The sequence below is a fragment of the Micromonospora sp. C28SCA-DRY-2 genome, from assembly GCF_030519475.1.
Lineage (GTDB): Bacteria > Actinomycetota > Actinomycetes > Mycobacteriales > Micromonosporaceae > Micromonospora.
In genome coordinates this window covers 386,612-400,881 of record NZ_JAUMKD010000001.1, presented here as the reverse complement: position 1 = coordinate 400,881, position 14,270 = coordinate 386,612, and the positions used below count along the sequence as shown (strand labels likewise).

The 14,270-nt window shown below is 73.6% G+C and carries 11 protein-coding genes; 5 read left to right on the top strand and 6 right to left on the bottom strand.

Annotated features, from left to right (window positions below):
• Positions 1-66 precede the first annotated feature (66 nt).
• The 6 genes from Q3W71_RS01805 to Q3W71_RS01780 form a co-directional block, all read right to left on the bottom strand.
• Positions 67-924, bottom strand: a complete 858-nt coding sequence (locus tag Q3W71_RS01805) for a spermidine synthase (protein ID WP_302917515.1) — start codon at positions 922-924, stop codon at positions 67-69.
• Between the two features lie 180 nt (positions 925-1,104).
• Complete coding sequence (locus Q3W71_RS01800; RefSeq protein WP_302917514.1) at positions 1,105-2,070, bottom strand: hypothetical protein; 966 nt, start codon at positions 2,068-2,070, stop codon at positions 1,105-1,107.
• 46 nt (positions 2,071-2,116) lie between these two features.
• Positions 2,117-4,591: an SMC family ATPase gene (locus Q3W71_RS01795; protein ID WP_302917513.1), complete on the bottom strand. Its 2,475-nt coding sequence runs from the start codon at positions 4,589-4,591 to the stop codon at positions 2,117-2,119.
• Positions 4,591-5,739 carry an exonuclease SbcCD subunit D gene (locus Q3W71_RS01790; RefSeq protein ID WP_302917512.1) on the bottom strand — a complete coding sequence of 383 codons (1,149 nt, stop codon included), beginning with the start codon at positions 5,737-5,739 and terminating at the stop codon, positions 4,591-4,593. Before Q3W71_RS01790 ends, Q3W71_RS01795 begins: the two co-directional genes overlap by 1 nt.
• A 13-nt stretch (positions 5,740-5,752) precedes the next feature.
• Positions 5,753-7,504, bottom strand: coding sequence for an ATP-binding protein (locus tag Q3W71_RS01785; protein ID WP_302917511.1), 1,752 nt, complete (start codon positions 7,502-7,504; stop codon positions 5,753-5,755).
• Between the two features lie 182 nt (positions 7,505-7,686).
• Positions 7,687-8,433: a pyrimidine reductase family protein gene (locus Q3W71_RS01780; protein WP_302917510.1), complete on the bottom strand. Its 747-nt coding sequence runs from the start codon at positions 8,431-8,433 to the stop codon at positions 7,687-7,689.
• Between the two features lie 151 nt (positions 8,434-8,584).
• Between Q3W71_RS01780 and Q3W71_RS01775 the strand changes: the two genes are divergently transcribed.
• The 5 genes from Q3W71_RS01775 (at position 8,585) to Q3W71_RS01755 (ending at position 14,207) form a co-directional block, all read left to right on the top strand.
• Complete coding sequence (locus Q3W71_RS01775) at positions 8,585-9,130, top strand: plasmid pRiA4b ORF-3 family protein (RefSeq protein ID WP_302917509.1); 546 nt, start codon at positions 8,585-8,587, stop codon at positions 9,128-9,130.
• Between the two features lie 299 nt (positions 9,131-9,429).
• Complete coding sequence (locus Q3W71_RS01770; protein ID WP_302917508.1) at positions 9,430-10,740, top strand: extracellular solute-binding protein; 1,311 nt, start codon at positions 9,430-9,432, stop codon at positions 10,738-10,740.
• A 148-nt stretch (positions 10,741-10,888) separates the two neighbouring features.
• Positions 10,889-11,872, top strand: a complete 984-nt coding sequence (locus tag Q3W71_RS01765; protein WP_302917507.1) for a carbohydrate ABC transporter permease — start codon at positions 10,889-10,891, stop codon at positions 11,870-11,872.
• Positions 11,873-11,997: 125 nt separating this feature from the next.
• The gene (locus tag Q3W71_RS01760) at positions 11,998-12,777 is read left to right on the top strand and encodes a carbohydrate ABC transporter permease (protein ID WP_302918696.1); all 780 of its coding nucleotides are present in this window, start codon (positions 11,998-12,000) and stop codon (positions 12,775-12,777) included.
• Positions 12,774-14,207, top strand: coding sequence for a GH1 family beta-glucosidase (locus Q3W71_RS01755; RefSeq protein ID WP_302917506.1), 1,434 nt, complete (start codon positions 12,774-12,776; stop codon positions 14,205-14,207). The genes Q3W71_RS01760 and Q3W71_RS01755 overlap by 4 nt, the downstream gene beginning before the upstream one ends.
• Positions 14,208-14,270: the final 63 nt, after the last annotated feature.

Sequence of the window (14,270 nt, the reverse complement as noted above, 5' to 3'; positions counted from 1 at the left end):
CGATGACATCGGCCCTCCCCCCACGGGCATGGCCGCCCGGTGGTACGCAGCGCCGGGGCGAACGGATCAACGCCGGACGGAAAAAATCCCGGGCGGTGGCGGCGTCGACGCGGTGGCGCCGGCGTCGCGCACCACCGGGGCGCCGCCGACGAACCGGTCCAGTTCCGCGCCGGCCAGCACCCGGCCGGGGAACCAGTCCCCGGCGGCCCGCCGGGTCAGCTCCGGCACCGGCGGCTCGACCCGGCCGGCCACCAGCACGAGGTTGCCGTAGCGCCGCCCGCGCAGCACGGCCGCGTCCCCGACCAGGCAGGCCCGGGGCAGCACCGAACGGACCGTGGCGAGCTGGCCGCGGGCGTACCGCAGCGGCGGGCCGTCGGCGACGTTGGCCAGGTACCAGCCCTGCGGGCGCAGCACCCGGGCCACCTCGGCGGCGTACTCGACCGAGGTCAGGTGGGCCGGGGTCCGGGCGCCGGCGAAGACGTCGGCGACCACCAGGTCACAACTGGCGTCGCGGGTGCTGGCGAGCACCGCCCGGGCGTCGGCCACCCGCACCCGCAGTCGCGGGTCGGCGCGCCACGGCAGCATCCGCCGGACCAGGTCCACCAGCGCGCCGTCCACCTCGACCACCCGCTGGGTCGAGCCCGGCCGGGTGGCGCTGACGTACCGGGGCAGGGTCAGCGCGCCGCCGCCGAGGTGCAGCACCCGCAGCGGGGCGCCGGCCGGCGCGACCAGGTCGATCGCCGCGGCCAGCCGGCGGACGTACTCGAACTCCAGGTGGGTGGGGTCGGCCAGGTCGACGTGTGACTGTGGGGCGCCGTCCAGCAGCAGCGTCCAGGAGCCGGCCCGGTCCGGGTCCGGCGCCAGTTCGGCGAGCCCGGTGTCGACCTGCTCGACCACCCGGTCCCCGGCCCGCCTGCGCCCCATGCCGCCCAGTATCCCGGCGGCCCCGGCCCGGCCCGCCGCGAACCCCGCCCGGGTAGGCCCGGTCACCCCGCCGCCGGCGGGTTTCCCGGCTCGATCGACTCCGGATCGGCGACCTGGCGGTGTCCGGGCTGTCCGGATACCGCCACATCCCTGACCTGGTGTGGATCTCCGGCGGGTTGGTCAGGGGCGGCGGGCGGTGGGGCGGGCGGCGGCGGTCAGCGCCCGGTGCAGCAGCCGGGCGTCACCGAGCAGCGCCCGCAGCCGGCGTTCCAGCCCGGCGATCGGGATCAGGTTCTGCGGGGCGCGCGGGTCCTTGTACGGCGTGGAGGCGAACCGGGGCAGCGTGACCAGGGACAGGTCGGCCAGCTCGACCGCCTCTTCGACGGTCAGGTCGGCCGAGCACTCCATCCGGACGATGCCCGCCCAGGGCGCCCCGGCGGCCACCGGCAGCCGCAGGTACCAGGACCAGCCGCCCCAGGCGGTGCCCAGCCGGAAGACGGGGGAGCGCTGCCCCGCGGCCAGCCCGGTGACCACCGCGGTCAGCCGGGCGTCCAGGTACTGGCTGTGCTGGGTCTTGATGTAGCCGAGGGTGCGGGGCAGCTGCCGCCGGTTGCGCAGCGGACCGTCGACCACCAGCAGGTCGCCGTCGACCCGGGCGGCGCCGGAGACCTCCACCTCCAGCGCGGTCAGCGGGCCCTGCACGGCGGCCGGCAGCTTGGCCAGCTCGCCGGTGCCGCTGACCCGGTGCACCGGATAGCGGACCCGCCCGGCCACCACGTCCTCGGCCGACGGGCTGGCGGTGAACAGGCCCCGGCCCACCCGGGTGCCGGCCAGTTGCGCCACGCCCCGTTGCAGGTCGCAGCGGACCACCCCGGCCGCGTAGGAGGCGGCCAGGCCGGGGAAGGAGCCGCCGTCGGACTCAGCCGTCCAGACGCTGGCGTCGATCCGGCGCACCCCGTCGACCAGCAGCACCACGTCCGGGGCGCGCAGGCCCGGGCGCACGTCGATGGCGCGCCAGTCCACCGCCGGCAGTTCGGCGTCCGGGTCGACCTGCGCGCTGCTCGGCGCGGCCGGCCCGGCCGACGACGCCTCGAACGACGCCCCGTAGGCGGGATCCCACGCGTCGACGAAGAACCGGGCGCTCACCGGGCCCGCCCTTCCCGCACGCCGGGGACGCCGACCGGGCCGGCGGTCACCGGCCGGTCCGTTCCACGCGCGCCGACCGGGCGTCCTTGCGTACCTCGAACCGGACCGGGATGCGCTCGGCCAGCGCCGGCACGTGGGTGACCACGCCGACCATCCGGTCACCCCGGGCGGCCAGGCTCTCCAGGGTGGCGGCCACCGTGTCCAGGGTGGCCGCGTCGAGCGTGCCGAAGCCCTCGTCCAGCACGATCGACTCCAGGCTCGCCGCCGTGGTGGACATCCCGGCCAGCTGCTCGGAGAGGGCCAGCGCGAGCGCCAGCGACGCCTGGAACGTCTCGCCGCCGGAGAGGGTGCGGACGCCCCGGCGCAGCCCGGCGTCGTGGTGGTCGACGACGAAGAACTCGCCCTTGTCGTGCACCAGGTCGTACTGGCCGCCGGAGAGCTCCCGCAGGATCCGGGAGGCGCCGTCGACCAGCAGGTCCAACGCCTCGGCCAGCAGCCAGCGCTCGAAGTTGTTGGCCCGCAGGTGCCCGGCCAGGGCCCGGGCCACCTGCGCCTCGCGTTCGTGCCCGGCGCGCTGCTCGCGCAGCCCGGCCGCCTGCTCGCGCCGCTGCACCAGGTGCCGCCGGTCGGCCTCGGCCCGCTCGACGGCCACCGCGGCGGCGCGGACCGGGTCGTCGGCGGGCGGCAGCCCGGCGGCGGCGAAGATGCCGGCGATCCGCTCCGTCGCCCCGGCCGCGGCCGCCTCCGCCTCGGCCACCGCGGCGGCCCGCCCGGCCCGCTCCGCCCGGCGCTGCTGCGCCTCGGCCCCGGCCCAGTCGGTGAGCGCGGCCCAGGCCGCCGCGACGTCCTCCCGGTCGGCCGCCGGCGGGCCGAACCGGGCCAGCCCGTCCCGGGCCGCGTCGAACGCCCGCCACGCCGCGCGCAGCTTCTGCTCGGCGGCGTCCACCGCGCCGCGGGCCCGGCGGGCCGCCTCCCGGCCCGCCCGCACCGCCGCGCCGGCCTCGTCCAGAGAGCGGCGGAGCCGGGCGTGCTCGGCGAGCCGCTCCCGCAGCGCCTCCGCCGTCGCGGCCCCGGCGAGCTGGGCGTCCAACTCGGCCAGCCGGCCGTCCAGCTGGTCCTGCCGGGCGCGGGCCTGCACCAGCACCCGCTCCAGCTCCCGGGCCGCCGTGTCACGTTCCTGCACCACCCGGCGGGCCGCCTCGCTCGCCGCCCGGGCGGCCTTGCCGGCCTCGACCGCGCGGGCCACCGCCGAACCGGCGGGCACCGCCGGCACCCTGGCCACCACCTGCTCGCAGACCGGGCAGGCGTCGCCGTCGGCCAGGTGCGCCCGCAGCGCCACCGCCTGGTCGGTGGCCTTCGCCTCCTCGTGCGCCCGGAACGCCGCCGCCAGCTCCTCCTCGGCCCGCTCGGCCGCCGCCCGCGCCTCGGCCAGCGCCCGCACTGCCGCGTCGTGCTCGGCCCCGGCCCCGGCCAGCGCCGCCCGGACCGTGTCGGCCTCGCCGGCCAGCTTCTCCCGGTCGGCGTACGCCTTCAGCCGCAGCCGCAGCGCGCTCTCGTCGCCGGCGGCGGCCAGCTCGCCACGGAGCTTCTCCTCCCGCTCCTCGGCCAGCGCCACCGCGGTGGCCGCCGCGTCGGCGTCGGCGCGGGCGGCGGTCACCGCCCGGGCCACCTCGGCCACCCCGGCCGGCGCCCGCACCGCGCCGAGCACGGCCAGGTCGGCGTCGAGGGCGGCCAGCGCCGCGTGCGCCTCGCCGGCCGCGGCGCGGGCCGCGTCCAGCTCCGGTACGGCCGCCGCCACCGCCGCGGCCAGCTCGCGCAACCGGTCGACCTGGGCGGTGGCCGCCGCCAGCGCGGCATCGTCGATGTCGGTCAGCCCGCCGAGCAGCTGGTCGACCGTCTCCAACCGCGCCTCGGCCTGCGCGGCCCGCGCGGTCGCCTTCTTCTGTACCTCCTCGTAGACCCCGAGGCCGAGCAGGTTGACCAGGATCTGCTGCCGGGTGGCCGGCTTGGCGTGCAGGAAGTCGGCGAACTGCCCCTGCGGCAGCACCACGCAGCTGGTGAACTGCTCGTACGGCAGCCCGACCGCCTCCTGCACCGCCTCGTCCATCTCGGCCGGGGTGCCGGCCACCACCTCGCCGAGGTCCTCCGGGCTGAGCCCGGTGTCCAGCTTGGTGACGTCGAACCCGGCCGGCATCAGCTGGAGCCCGGCGTTGGCCGTCTTGACGTTGCCCCGGCCGTCCCGGCGCACCACCCGGGTGGCCACGTAGCGGGCGCCGCCGGACTCGAAGACCAGCCGGACCCGGGCCTCGGTGGCCGACGGCGCGAGGGCGTTGGCCAGGCCGCGGGCGCCGCCCCAGCGGGGCACCGTGCCGTAGAGGGCGAAGCAGATCGCGTCCAGCACCGTCGACTTGCCCGAGCCGGTGGGGCCGACGAGGGCGAAGAAGTCGGCGTCGGTGAAGTCGACCGTCGTCTCCTCGCGGAAGACGGTGAAGCCGGCCATGTCCAGCCGCATCGGGCGCATCAGTGATCCACCTCTTCGAGGAGCTCGTCGAAGAGCTCCCGGACGCCGTCGTCGGCGTGCCCCCGGCTGCTCAGGTAGTCGGCGAACAGCTCCCGGGGCGAGCGGCCGGCCCGCTGGGCGACCCGGGTGCCGCTGCCCGGCGCCGGCACCAGCTCCGGGTCGATCCGGATCTCCAGCGCCCGGGGGAGCAGCTCCTGCACCTCCTCGCGGAGCCCGGCGCGCGGCTGCTCCCGGACGTAGACCCGCAGCCAGCCCTCCGGGGCCTCGATCTCGGCGAGTTGGGCCAGCGTGCCGCGGACCGTCCGCAGCGGGGTCGCCGCGGCGACCGGCACCTCGCGGATCTGCGCCGCCGTCGTCGCGGTCACCTCGACCAGCGTCACCGACGGGACGTTCTCCTGCTCGCCGAAGTCCACCGCCAGCGGGCTGCCGCTGTAGCGGATCGGGCAGGGCCCCTGTACCCGCTGGGAGCGGTGCAGGTGGCCGAGCGCCACGTAGTGCGCGGTGCCCGGGAAGACCGTCGCCGGCACCGCGTAGCCGAGCACTGTGTGCGCGTCCCGCTCGCCACCGCCGGTGCTCGCGCCGACCACCGTCAGGTGCGCGGTGACCAGGTGCACCCGGTCGGGCTCGGTGAAGCTCTCGGTGAGCCGGGCCAGCACCCGGCCCAGGTGGTCGGCGTAGGTCTGGGTGGTCTCGGCGGCGGTCAGCTCGTACATCTCCACCGCGCGGATGGCGTAGCGCTGGGACAGGAACGGCAGCGCGGCCAGCCGCCACCGCTCGCCGCCCGCGGTGGTGCCGTCGACGACGTGCTCGTCGGGGTTCTCGCGAACCCCGCCGCGCAGCGTGATGCCGGCGGCCTCGGCCCACGGGCGCAGCGCGTCCAGGGCCTGCCCGTTGTCGTGGTTGCCGCCGATGGCCACCACGTCCGCGCCGGTACGCCGCAGCGCGGTCAACGCCCGGGTGACCAGCCGGGTGGCCTCCGGCGTCGGCGCGGCGGTGTCGTAGAGGTCACCGGCGACGATGACCAGGTCGGGCCGCTCGGCCCGGGCGATGTCGATCACCCCGGCCAGCACCTGCTTGTGCTCCTCGGCCCGCGACTGCCCCTTGAGGACCTTGCCGACGTGCCAGTCCGAGGTGTGCAGGATCTTCACGGCTCTTCGCCCCCTAGAACGGGATGTCGTCGTCGGCGCCGCCGCCCGAGCCGACCACCGCGAACGGGTCGGCGGACTGGGTGATCGAGCGCAACGTCTCGGACGGGGCCCGGCCGGCCTCGGAGACCCGGGTAGCCCAGGCGGGGAAGGGGAACTCCAGGCAGAGCGGCACCGGGATGTCGGGCTGGTTGACGAACATCGTGCCCGGCTTGGCCAGCAGCGCGCGTTGCCGCTGGGCGGGCGGCAGGAAGCCGTACTCGGGGCGGGACGCCTCGGCCGGGTCGAGCCGGCCGACCACCCGGATCGCCGAGTTGGTGACGATCCGCCGCTCGACCTCGCTCGCCGTCTGCTGGGCGCCGATCAGGATCACCCCGAGCGACCGGCCCCGCTCGGCGATGTCGAGCAGCACCTCCTTGATCGGGGAGGAGCCCTCGCGTGGGGCGTACTTGTTCAGCTCGTCGAGCACCACGAAGAGCAGCGGCTTGGCGGTGCCGGCCTTCTCCTTGCGCTCGAACTCGCTCTTGAGCGTCACGCCGACCACGAACCGCTGCGCGCGGTCCGGCAGGTTGTGCAGGTCGACCACGGTGACCTGGGCGCTCTCGGCGGTGTTGATCGAGTGCGGTCGGCGGGTGGCCAGGTCGCCCCGGATCAGCCGGGAGAGGTCCTTCTTGCTGCCGATCAGCCGCCGGGCGAACGCGTTGACAGTGCCGAGCCCGACCGCGCTGCCGGCCCACTCCGAGCGGGTCTCGTCGTCGTTGAGCTGCTCGACGACGTGGTCGACCAGGTCGGCGTAGGAGCCGAGGCGCACCCCGTCGAGGCTCACCCCGCCGTCGGCCGGCTGGGCGTGCCGGGCCAGGTGGGCGGCGACCGAGTGCACCACCATCGTGTACTGCTGGCGTTCGTCGTCGGCGTCGGCGAAGACGTACGGCAGCAGCCGGTCGGCGCAGAACTCGCTCAGCGTCCAGTAGAAGCTGTCGACCCCGGTGAGCCGGCTGCTCACGTCGGGGGTGCCGGAGGAGTCGCCGACCCGCGGCGGGGCGTAGACCCGGACGTCGGGGAAGGCGCCGGCGGTGAGCCCGAGCCGGGCGTAGCCGGCCCGGGTGCCGTCGTCGAGGCGGGTGTTGGGGTGGTCGAGGAAGAGCAGGTCCTCGCCCTTGACGTTGAAGATGAGCGCCTTGGCGTTGACCGCGTCGCCGCCCAGCACGCCGGAGCGGAACACCGAGTAGAGCAGGAAGGTGGCGAAGCTGGTCTTGGTGGCGACGCCGGAGATGCCGGAGATGGAGACGTGCGCGCCCCGGCTGCCGTCGAGGAAGTCGGCGTTGAGGTAGACCGGTACCCCGTCGCGGCCCATGCCCATCGGGATCCGCCGCTCCATCCGGTCGAAGTGCAGCGCGCGGGCCCGCGCGTCGCCCTCGGCGCGGTGGACGACCGCGCCCGGCGACGGCGGCACGTAGAGCTCGGGGTCGACCCGGGTGGTGGTGATCTCGGCCGCCTCCTGCACCTGTGCCGGGAGGGTGCCGTCGGCGATGGCGAAGACGTCGGAGTCGAACTGGGCGCCCTCGTGCCGGGCCCGCACCTGGGTGACCACCCCGGCGATGGTCACCGGCTCCCGGTCGGGCAGCTCGCGCCGGGTCACCACCACGTCGTCGAGCTGCAGGTAGCTGCCGGGGGAGACCGCCGTCCAGAACTGCAGCGGGGTGGCGTCGGCCGTGCCCAGCACCCGCCCGACCCCCTCGCCGGGGCCGTCGACGTCGTCGTCGGTCATCGCAACTCCGGTCGGCTGGTCATCGGGGTGGGGACGCACGCCCTGCATCCTGCCCGAGGAGTACGACAGGTCGCCACGCGACGCGGCGGACGCCACCGGGAGAACGAGCGGCGCTCACCGAGCGGGAGCGGGCGGGTGCCCTGGGTGATCCCGTGGGCCGTGACGTGACGGGCCCGACGGCGTCAGTCCCGGGCGTAGCGCAGCAGCAGCACCCCGTCCTCGGCGGCGAGCACGTGCCGCAGCGGCAGCTGCCGCACCGGGCTCGGGTCGCCGGCGGTGATCCGGCCGGGGCCGGGCCCGGCGAGCAGCGGGGCGACCGTGAGGCAGACCTCGTCCACCAGGCCGGCCGCGGTGAGCGCCCCGAACAGCTTCGGCCCGCCCTCGCAGAGCAGCTGGCCGTGGCCGCGGCGGCGCAGCTCGGCCAGCCCGGCGGCGAGGTCGAGGCTGTCCGTGCCGCAGCGCACCACGTCGGCGACCTCGGTCAGCCCGGGCGGCGCGGTGGCCCCGGCGTGGGTGAGCACCACCGGGCGGACCGGGGCGTCGGCGAACGCGGCCTGCGCCGGGTCGAGGTCGAGCGCGCCGGAGACCACCACCAGCGTCGGGTACTCGGCCAGCCCGTGCGCGCGCCGCCAGGCCCGCCGCCGCGGACTGAGCCGGACCGCCCGGTAGCCCTCGTGGCGCAGCGTGCCGGCGGCCACCACGAGCGCGTCGCAGAGCATCCGCAGCAGCCCGAAGACCCGCTTGTCCGGCTCGCCGGAGAGCCCGGCGGAGTAGCCGTCCACGCTGACCGCGCCGTCGACGCTGGTCACGAAGTTCACCCGCAGGCGGGGGCGGTCGCTCCGGGCGTAGAGCGCGATCAGCGCGTCGTCGTCGAGGGGCTGCGGATGCGGTGCGGGCCAGAGCCGGGAAATCGGGATTCCGACGCTCATTCGCTGGCCGGACCGGTGACCGGAGGGGTCGGCCGGGGGGTACGGTGCTGGCAGTCGCACCAGTTCCGGCCCGGACAGTCGTCGTGCCGCCTCGCCCGGCACGCTCGGCAGATCATGCTGGCAAGCCTAAGCCGAGGGAGGATGGAACAGCATGCCGCGTCAGATCTTCCAGCTGAAGATTTCCCTGGCCGGGGTCCGGCCGACGGTCTGGCGCCGGGTGCTGGTCCCCGGTGGTTACACCCTCGACCGGTTGCACCGGGTGGTGCAGCACGGGATGGGTTGGCGCGACTGCCACCTGCACTCCTTCGAGATCGACGGCCGCCAGTACGGTGAGCCCGACCCGGACGGCGAGCTGGCCCTCACCGACGAGCTGGACGTCCGCCTCGACGCGGTGGTGGGCAAGGGCAGCCGGTTCCACTACACCTACGACTTCGGTGACTGGTGGGAACACGACCTGGTGGTGGAGGACGCGGTGACCGCCGACCCGGAGCTGCGCTATCCGTCCTGCCTGGACGGCGCGCGGGCCTGCCCGCCGGAGGACATCGGCGGCCCGGTCGGCTACCACGCCCTGCTGGCCGCGCTGGCCGACCCGCGCCACCCCGAGCACCGGTCGATGCGGGAGTGGGTGGGCGAGCGCTTCGACCCGGCCGCCTTCGACCCGGGTCGGGCCGACACCCTGCTGCGCCGCTTCTGCTGACGCCGGCCACCTGCCGCCCCGCTTCCGCTGAGCCGCGGCCCCTCCTGCTCTCCCGCCGGTCGGGCCCGCGGCATCCGACGCGGTAACGATCTGGGAACGCTCCCATCGACCTATTGACACCCTCGACACACCCCAGCAATCTCATGGGAGCGCTCCCGACGGGGCGTACCCGCTCGTCGCCCGGCTCGGCGGCGGGCGGACCTCACACGAGCCTGGAACACCTCCGGAAGCCACCACCGACGAAGCAGCGTCAGGCATCCGCAACCACCACACGAAGCACCACCTGAGAGGGGTCAGGGATGAGCGTCATCGGGCGCCGGTTCCGCACTGTCGCGGTCGCCGCGCTCGCCGTGGGCGTGGCCCTTGGCGGCACGGCGTGCAGCAAGAAGAACGACGACGAGGCAAGCGGCGAGGGCGGGCAGGTCAAGCTGGTCCTGCAGACCTTCCAGAACTTCGGCTACGACCAGGCCATCAAGGACTTCGAGGCGGCCAACCCGAACATCAAGGTCGAGCACCAGAAGATGGGCGAGCTGCGCGACTTCCAGCCGAAGCTGGTGCAGTGGCTCGCCGCGGGCAGCGGGGCCGGCGACGTGGTCGGTCTGGAGGAGGGCGTCCTGCTCGGGTACGTCCAGAACCACGACAAGTTCACCAACCTGCTCGACCTGGGCGCCGGTGAGCTGAAGGCCAACTTCCCGGAGTGGAAGTGGAACAACGCCCTGACGCCGGACGGCAAGAAGCTGATCGGGCTCGGCACCGACGTCGGCGGTCTGGCCATGTGCTACCGCAAGGACCTCTTCCAGCAGGCGGGCCTGCCCACCGACCGCGAAGAGGTCTCCCAGCGGATGAGCACCTGGCAGGACTACATCGCGCTGGGCAAGGAGTTCAAGGCCAGCGGCAAGGTCAAGGCGGCCTGGCTGGACAGCGCCACCAGCCTGATGCAGCCGCACGTCATGCAGAACTCCGAGACGTTCTTCTTCGACAAGGACAACAAGTTCATCGGTGACACCAACCCGGTGGTCAAGCAGACCTGGGACATGGGTCTGCAGATGGCCGCCGACGGCCTCACCGCCAAGGCACAGCGGTGGAGCGCCGACTGGGACGCCGCCTTCAAGAACTCGGCCTTCGCCACCCTGCCCTGCCCGGCCTGGATGACCGAGGGCGTCATCGCCCAGCGCTCCGGCCCGGCGAACGCCGGCAAGTGGGACATCGCCCGGATCCCCGGCGGGGGTGGCAACTGGGGCGGCTCGTACCTGGCCGTTCCGGCCCAGACCAAGCACCCGAAGGAGGCGTACCTGCTGGCCAAGTACCTGACCAGCAAGGAGGGGCACCTGGCCGCGTTCAAGGAGGCGGGCGCCATGCCGTCGGACATCGCCGGCCTCGAGGACCCGGCGTTCAAGGACAAGACCAGCGAGTACTTCAGCGGCGCGCCCACCGGCAAGATCTTCGGGGAGAGCGTCAAGAACATGAAGCCGGTCTTCCTCGGCGCCAAGCACCAGCAGATCTGGGAGACCATCGTCGAGCCGCAGATGCAGGCGGCCGAGCGCGGCCGGCTCAGTTCGGACGCCGCCTGGAAGAAGGCGATGGACGAGGCCAAGAAGGCGGCCAGCTGAGTCGCCGGTGACCTGCCCGGTCCGCGGGCCTCAGGAGCCCGCGGACCGGCGGCGCTTTCCACGCAGCCCGGGTGTGGGCGCCGACCCTGGACGCCGAACGGCGACCTGCGCCGAGGTCACCAAGCCCATCTTCCGGAAGGACCCCGCAATGAGTTCCACCGTCGGCGCGGTGCCGCCATCGGCTGCCGCCTCCCCGCCCTCGTCCGTCCCGCAACACCGGCGCCCGTCGTACCGATTCGGCCGGTGGGACATCAAGTACTCCCCGTACCTCTACATCGCTCCGTTCTTCGTCCTCTTCGGGGTCTTCGGCCTCTTCCCGGTCCTCTACACCGTCTACGTCTCGCTCTTCGACTACGAGCTGCTCAGCGGCACCAAGGAGTTCGCGGGACTGGAGAACTACCGCGTCCTGATGGCGGACGCCCAGTTCTGGAACGCGGCCTACAACACCGTCGGCATCTTCGTCCTCAGCACCGTGCCGCAGCTCGTCGTGGCGTTGCTCCTCGCCAACCTGCTGAACCGGCAGATGCGGGCCCGCACCGTGCTGCGGATGGGCATCCTCATCCCCAACATCACCTCGGTGGCGGCGGTCGGGATCATCTTCGCGCTGATCTTCGCCGACCGGTACGGCCTGATCAACTGGCTGCTCGGCACCGTGGGCTTCGACCCGATCGCCTGGCGGGACAACCGCTACGCCTCCTGGTTCGCGATCTCGTTCATGGTCGACTGGCGGTGGACCGGCTACAACGCGCTGATCTACCTCGGCGCCATGCAGGCCATCCCGAAGGACCTGTACGAGTCGGCCGCGCTGGACGGCGCCTCGGCCTGGCGGCAGTTCTGGACGATCACCGTGCCGCTGATCCGGCCGACGATCCTCTTCACGGTCGTCATCTCCACCATCGGTGGCTTCCAGATCTTCACCGAGCCCCTGATGTACGGGTTCGGTCTGGTCCGCGGTGGCGCCGACCACCAGTTCCAGACCCTGGCCATGTACATCTACGAGCAGACCTTCACCGGCAACGCCGAGTACGGGTACGGCTCGGCGATGTCCTGGCTGCTCTTCATGATGATCATCATCTTCGCGCTGATCAACTTCGCGCTGGTACGCCGTTCGGTGAAGGGGGAGAAGAAGTGACCACCGCGCAGACCCTTCCCCGGTCGGTGGCCCCGCCCACACCGGCCCCGCCGCGCCGCCGGCGCGGCCGGGTGCCCGGCGCTCAGCTCTGGCAGGCCAGCCCGCTGACCTACCTCGCGCTGATCATGGGCTCGGTGCTCTCGGTCTTCCCGATCATCTGGTCGTTCATCATCGCCTCGCGGGACAACAGCGCGGTCTACGAGATGCCGCCGGTCCCGGGTGACCAGCTGTTCACCAACATCGACCGGATGCTGGCCAACGAGGACGCCGCGTTCGTCTACGGTCTGGTCAACTCGGCGGTGGTGTCGAGCGTGGTCACCATCTCGGTGATCTTCTTCTCCAGCCTGGCGGGCTTCGCCTTCGCCAAGCTCAAGTTCCGGGGCAGCAACGCGCTGCTGCTGGTCATCATCCTGACCATGATGGTGCCGACCCAGCTCGGCGTCATCCCGCTCTACATGATGATGGTCGAGCTGGAGTGGACCGGCACCCTGCAGGCGGTCATCGTGCCGTTCCTGGTGCAGGGCTTCGGGGTGTTCATGATGCGCCAGTACGCGATGTCCGCGATCAGCGACGAGTTGATCGAGGCGGCCCGGCTCGACGGCTGTTCCACCTGGCGGATCTACTGGAACGTGGTGCTGCCCGGGCTGCGGCCGGCGGCGGCGGTGCTCGGACTGCTGACCTTCATGCAGACCTGGAACGAGTTCCTCTGGCCGTTCATCGTGCTCACCCCGGACACCCCGACGGTGCAGTACTCCCTGAAGATCCTCTCGTCCGGGCCGTACCAGACGGACTACGTGGCCCTGTTCGCCGGCACCGCGCTGGCTACCCTGCCGCTGCTGATCGTGTTCATCATCTTCGGCCGCCAGATCATCGGCGGCATCATGGAAGGCGCCGTCAAGTCGTGAGCAACCCCGCCACCCCACCCGCCCTCGGCGTGCTCGACGAGCGCCCGCCGCTGACCTTCCCGCCCGGCTTCCTCTGGGGCGCCGCCACCGCGGCGTACCAGATCGAGGGCGCGGCGGCCGAGGGCGGCCGGACCCCGTCGATTTGGGACACCTTCAGCCACACGCCGGGGCGGGTGGTCGCCGGGCACACCGGTGACGTGGCCTGCGACCACTACCATCGGCTCGACGCCGACATCGCGCTGATGGCCGAGCTGGGGCTGAAGTCGTACCGGTTCTCGGTCTCCTGGTCGCGGGTGCAGCCCGGCGGGTCCGGCCCGGCCAACGCCGAGGGGCTGGACTTCTACCAGCGGCTGGTCGACCGGCTGCTGGCGCACGGCATCGAGCCGTGGCTCACCCTCTACCACTGGGACCTGCCGCAGCCGCTGGAGGACGCCGGCGGCTGGCCGGCCCGGGACACCGCGGGCCGGTTCGCCGACTACACCCGGCTGGTCGCCGACGCCCTCGGCGACCGGGTGCGCTACTGGACCACGCTGAACGAGCCGTGGTGCTCGGCGTTCCTCGGCTACGGCTCCGGCGTGCACGCCCCGGGCCGCTCCAACGGGGCGGACGCGGTCCGGGCCGGGCACCACCTGATGCTCGGCCACGGCCTCGCCGTGCAGGCGCTGCGCGCGGCCCGGCCGTCGGCCGAGGTGGGGGTGACCGTCAACCTCTACCCGGTCACCCCGGCCAGCGACTCGCCCGCCGACGCCGACGCCGCGCGGCGGATCGACGGGTTGGCCAACCGGTTCTTCCTGGACCCGCTGCTGCGCGGGTCGTACCCGGCCGACCTCCTCGCCGACCTGTCCACGGTCACCGACTTCGGGCACCTGCGCGACGGCGACCTGGCGGTGATCTCCAGCCCGCTCGACCTGGTCGGGGTCAACTACTACAGCCGGCACGTGGTGGCCGCGCCGGTCGACGGGGTGGCGCCGGAGAAGTACTGGCGGTCGCCGTCCTGCTGGCCGGGGAGCGAGGACGTCCGGTTCGTCACCCGGGGTGTGCCGGTGACCGACATGGACTGGGAGATCGACGCGCCAGGCCTGGTGGAGACGCTGCGCCGGGTGCACGAGGAGTACACCGACCTGCCGCTCTACGTCACCGAGAACGGCTCGGCGTTCGTCGACGCGGTGGTCGACGGGCGGGTCGACGACACCGAGCGGCTCGCCTACTTCGACGCCCACCTGCGCGCCGCGCACGAGGCGATCAGCGCCGGGGTGCCCCTGCGCGGCTACTTCGCCTGGTCGCTGATGGATAATTTCGAGTGGGCCTGGGGCTACACCAAGCGGTTCGGCATGATCTACGTCGACTACGACAGCCAGGCCCGCATCCCCAAGTCCAGCGCCAGGTGGTACGCCGAGGTGATCCGACGCAACGGTCTGGCCGCACAATAGCGAGGACCAGCCAGCACCGGGCGGTCCCGGCGCCACCTCCCGCGAGGTGCGCCGGGTCCGCCC

What these genes read in the sequence shown, in the direction of transcription:
- Q3W71_RS01780 (WP_302917510.1), bottom strand. Translation starts at nt 8,433, where the DNA reads ATGAGCGTCGGAATCCCGATTTCCCGGCTCTGGCCCGCACCGCATCCG.
- Q3W71_RS01770 (WP_302917508.1), top strand. Translation starts at nt 9,430, where the DNA reads ATGAGCGTCATCGGGCGCCGGTTCCGCACTGTCGCGGTCGCCGCGCTC.
- Q3W71_RS01795 (WP_302917513.1), bottom strand. Translation starts at nt 4,591, where the DNA reads ATGCGCCCGATGCGGCTGGACATGGCCGGCTTCACCGTCTTCCGCGAG.
- Q3W71_RS01785 (WP_302917511.1), bottom strand. Translation starts at nt 7,504, where the DNA reads ATGACCGACGACGACGTCGACGGCCCCGGCGAGGGGGTCGGGCGGGTG.
- Q3W71_RS01765 (WP_302917507.1), top strand. Translation starts at nt 10,889, where the DNA reads ATGAGTTCCACCGTCGGCGCGGTGCCGCCATCGGCTGCCGCCTCCCCG.
- Q3W71_RS01775 (WP_302917509.1), top strand. Translation starts at nt 8,585, where the DNA reads ATGCCGCGTCAGATCTTCCAGCTGAAGATTTCCCTGGCCGGGGTCCGG.
- Q3W71_RS01760 (WP_302918696.1), top strand. Translation starts at nt 11,998, where the DNA reads ATGGGCTCGGTGCTCTCGGTCTTCCCGATCATCTGGTCGTTCATCATC.
- Q3W71_RS01805 (WP_302917515.1), bottom strand. Translation starts at nt 924, where the DNA reads ATGGGGCGCAGGCGGGCCGGGGACCGGGTGGTCGAGCAGGTCGACACC.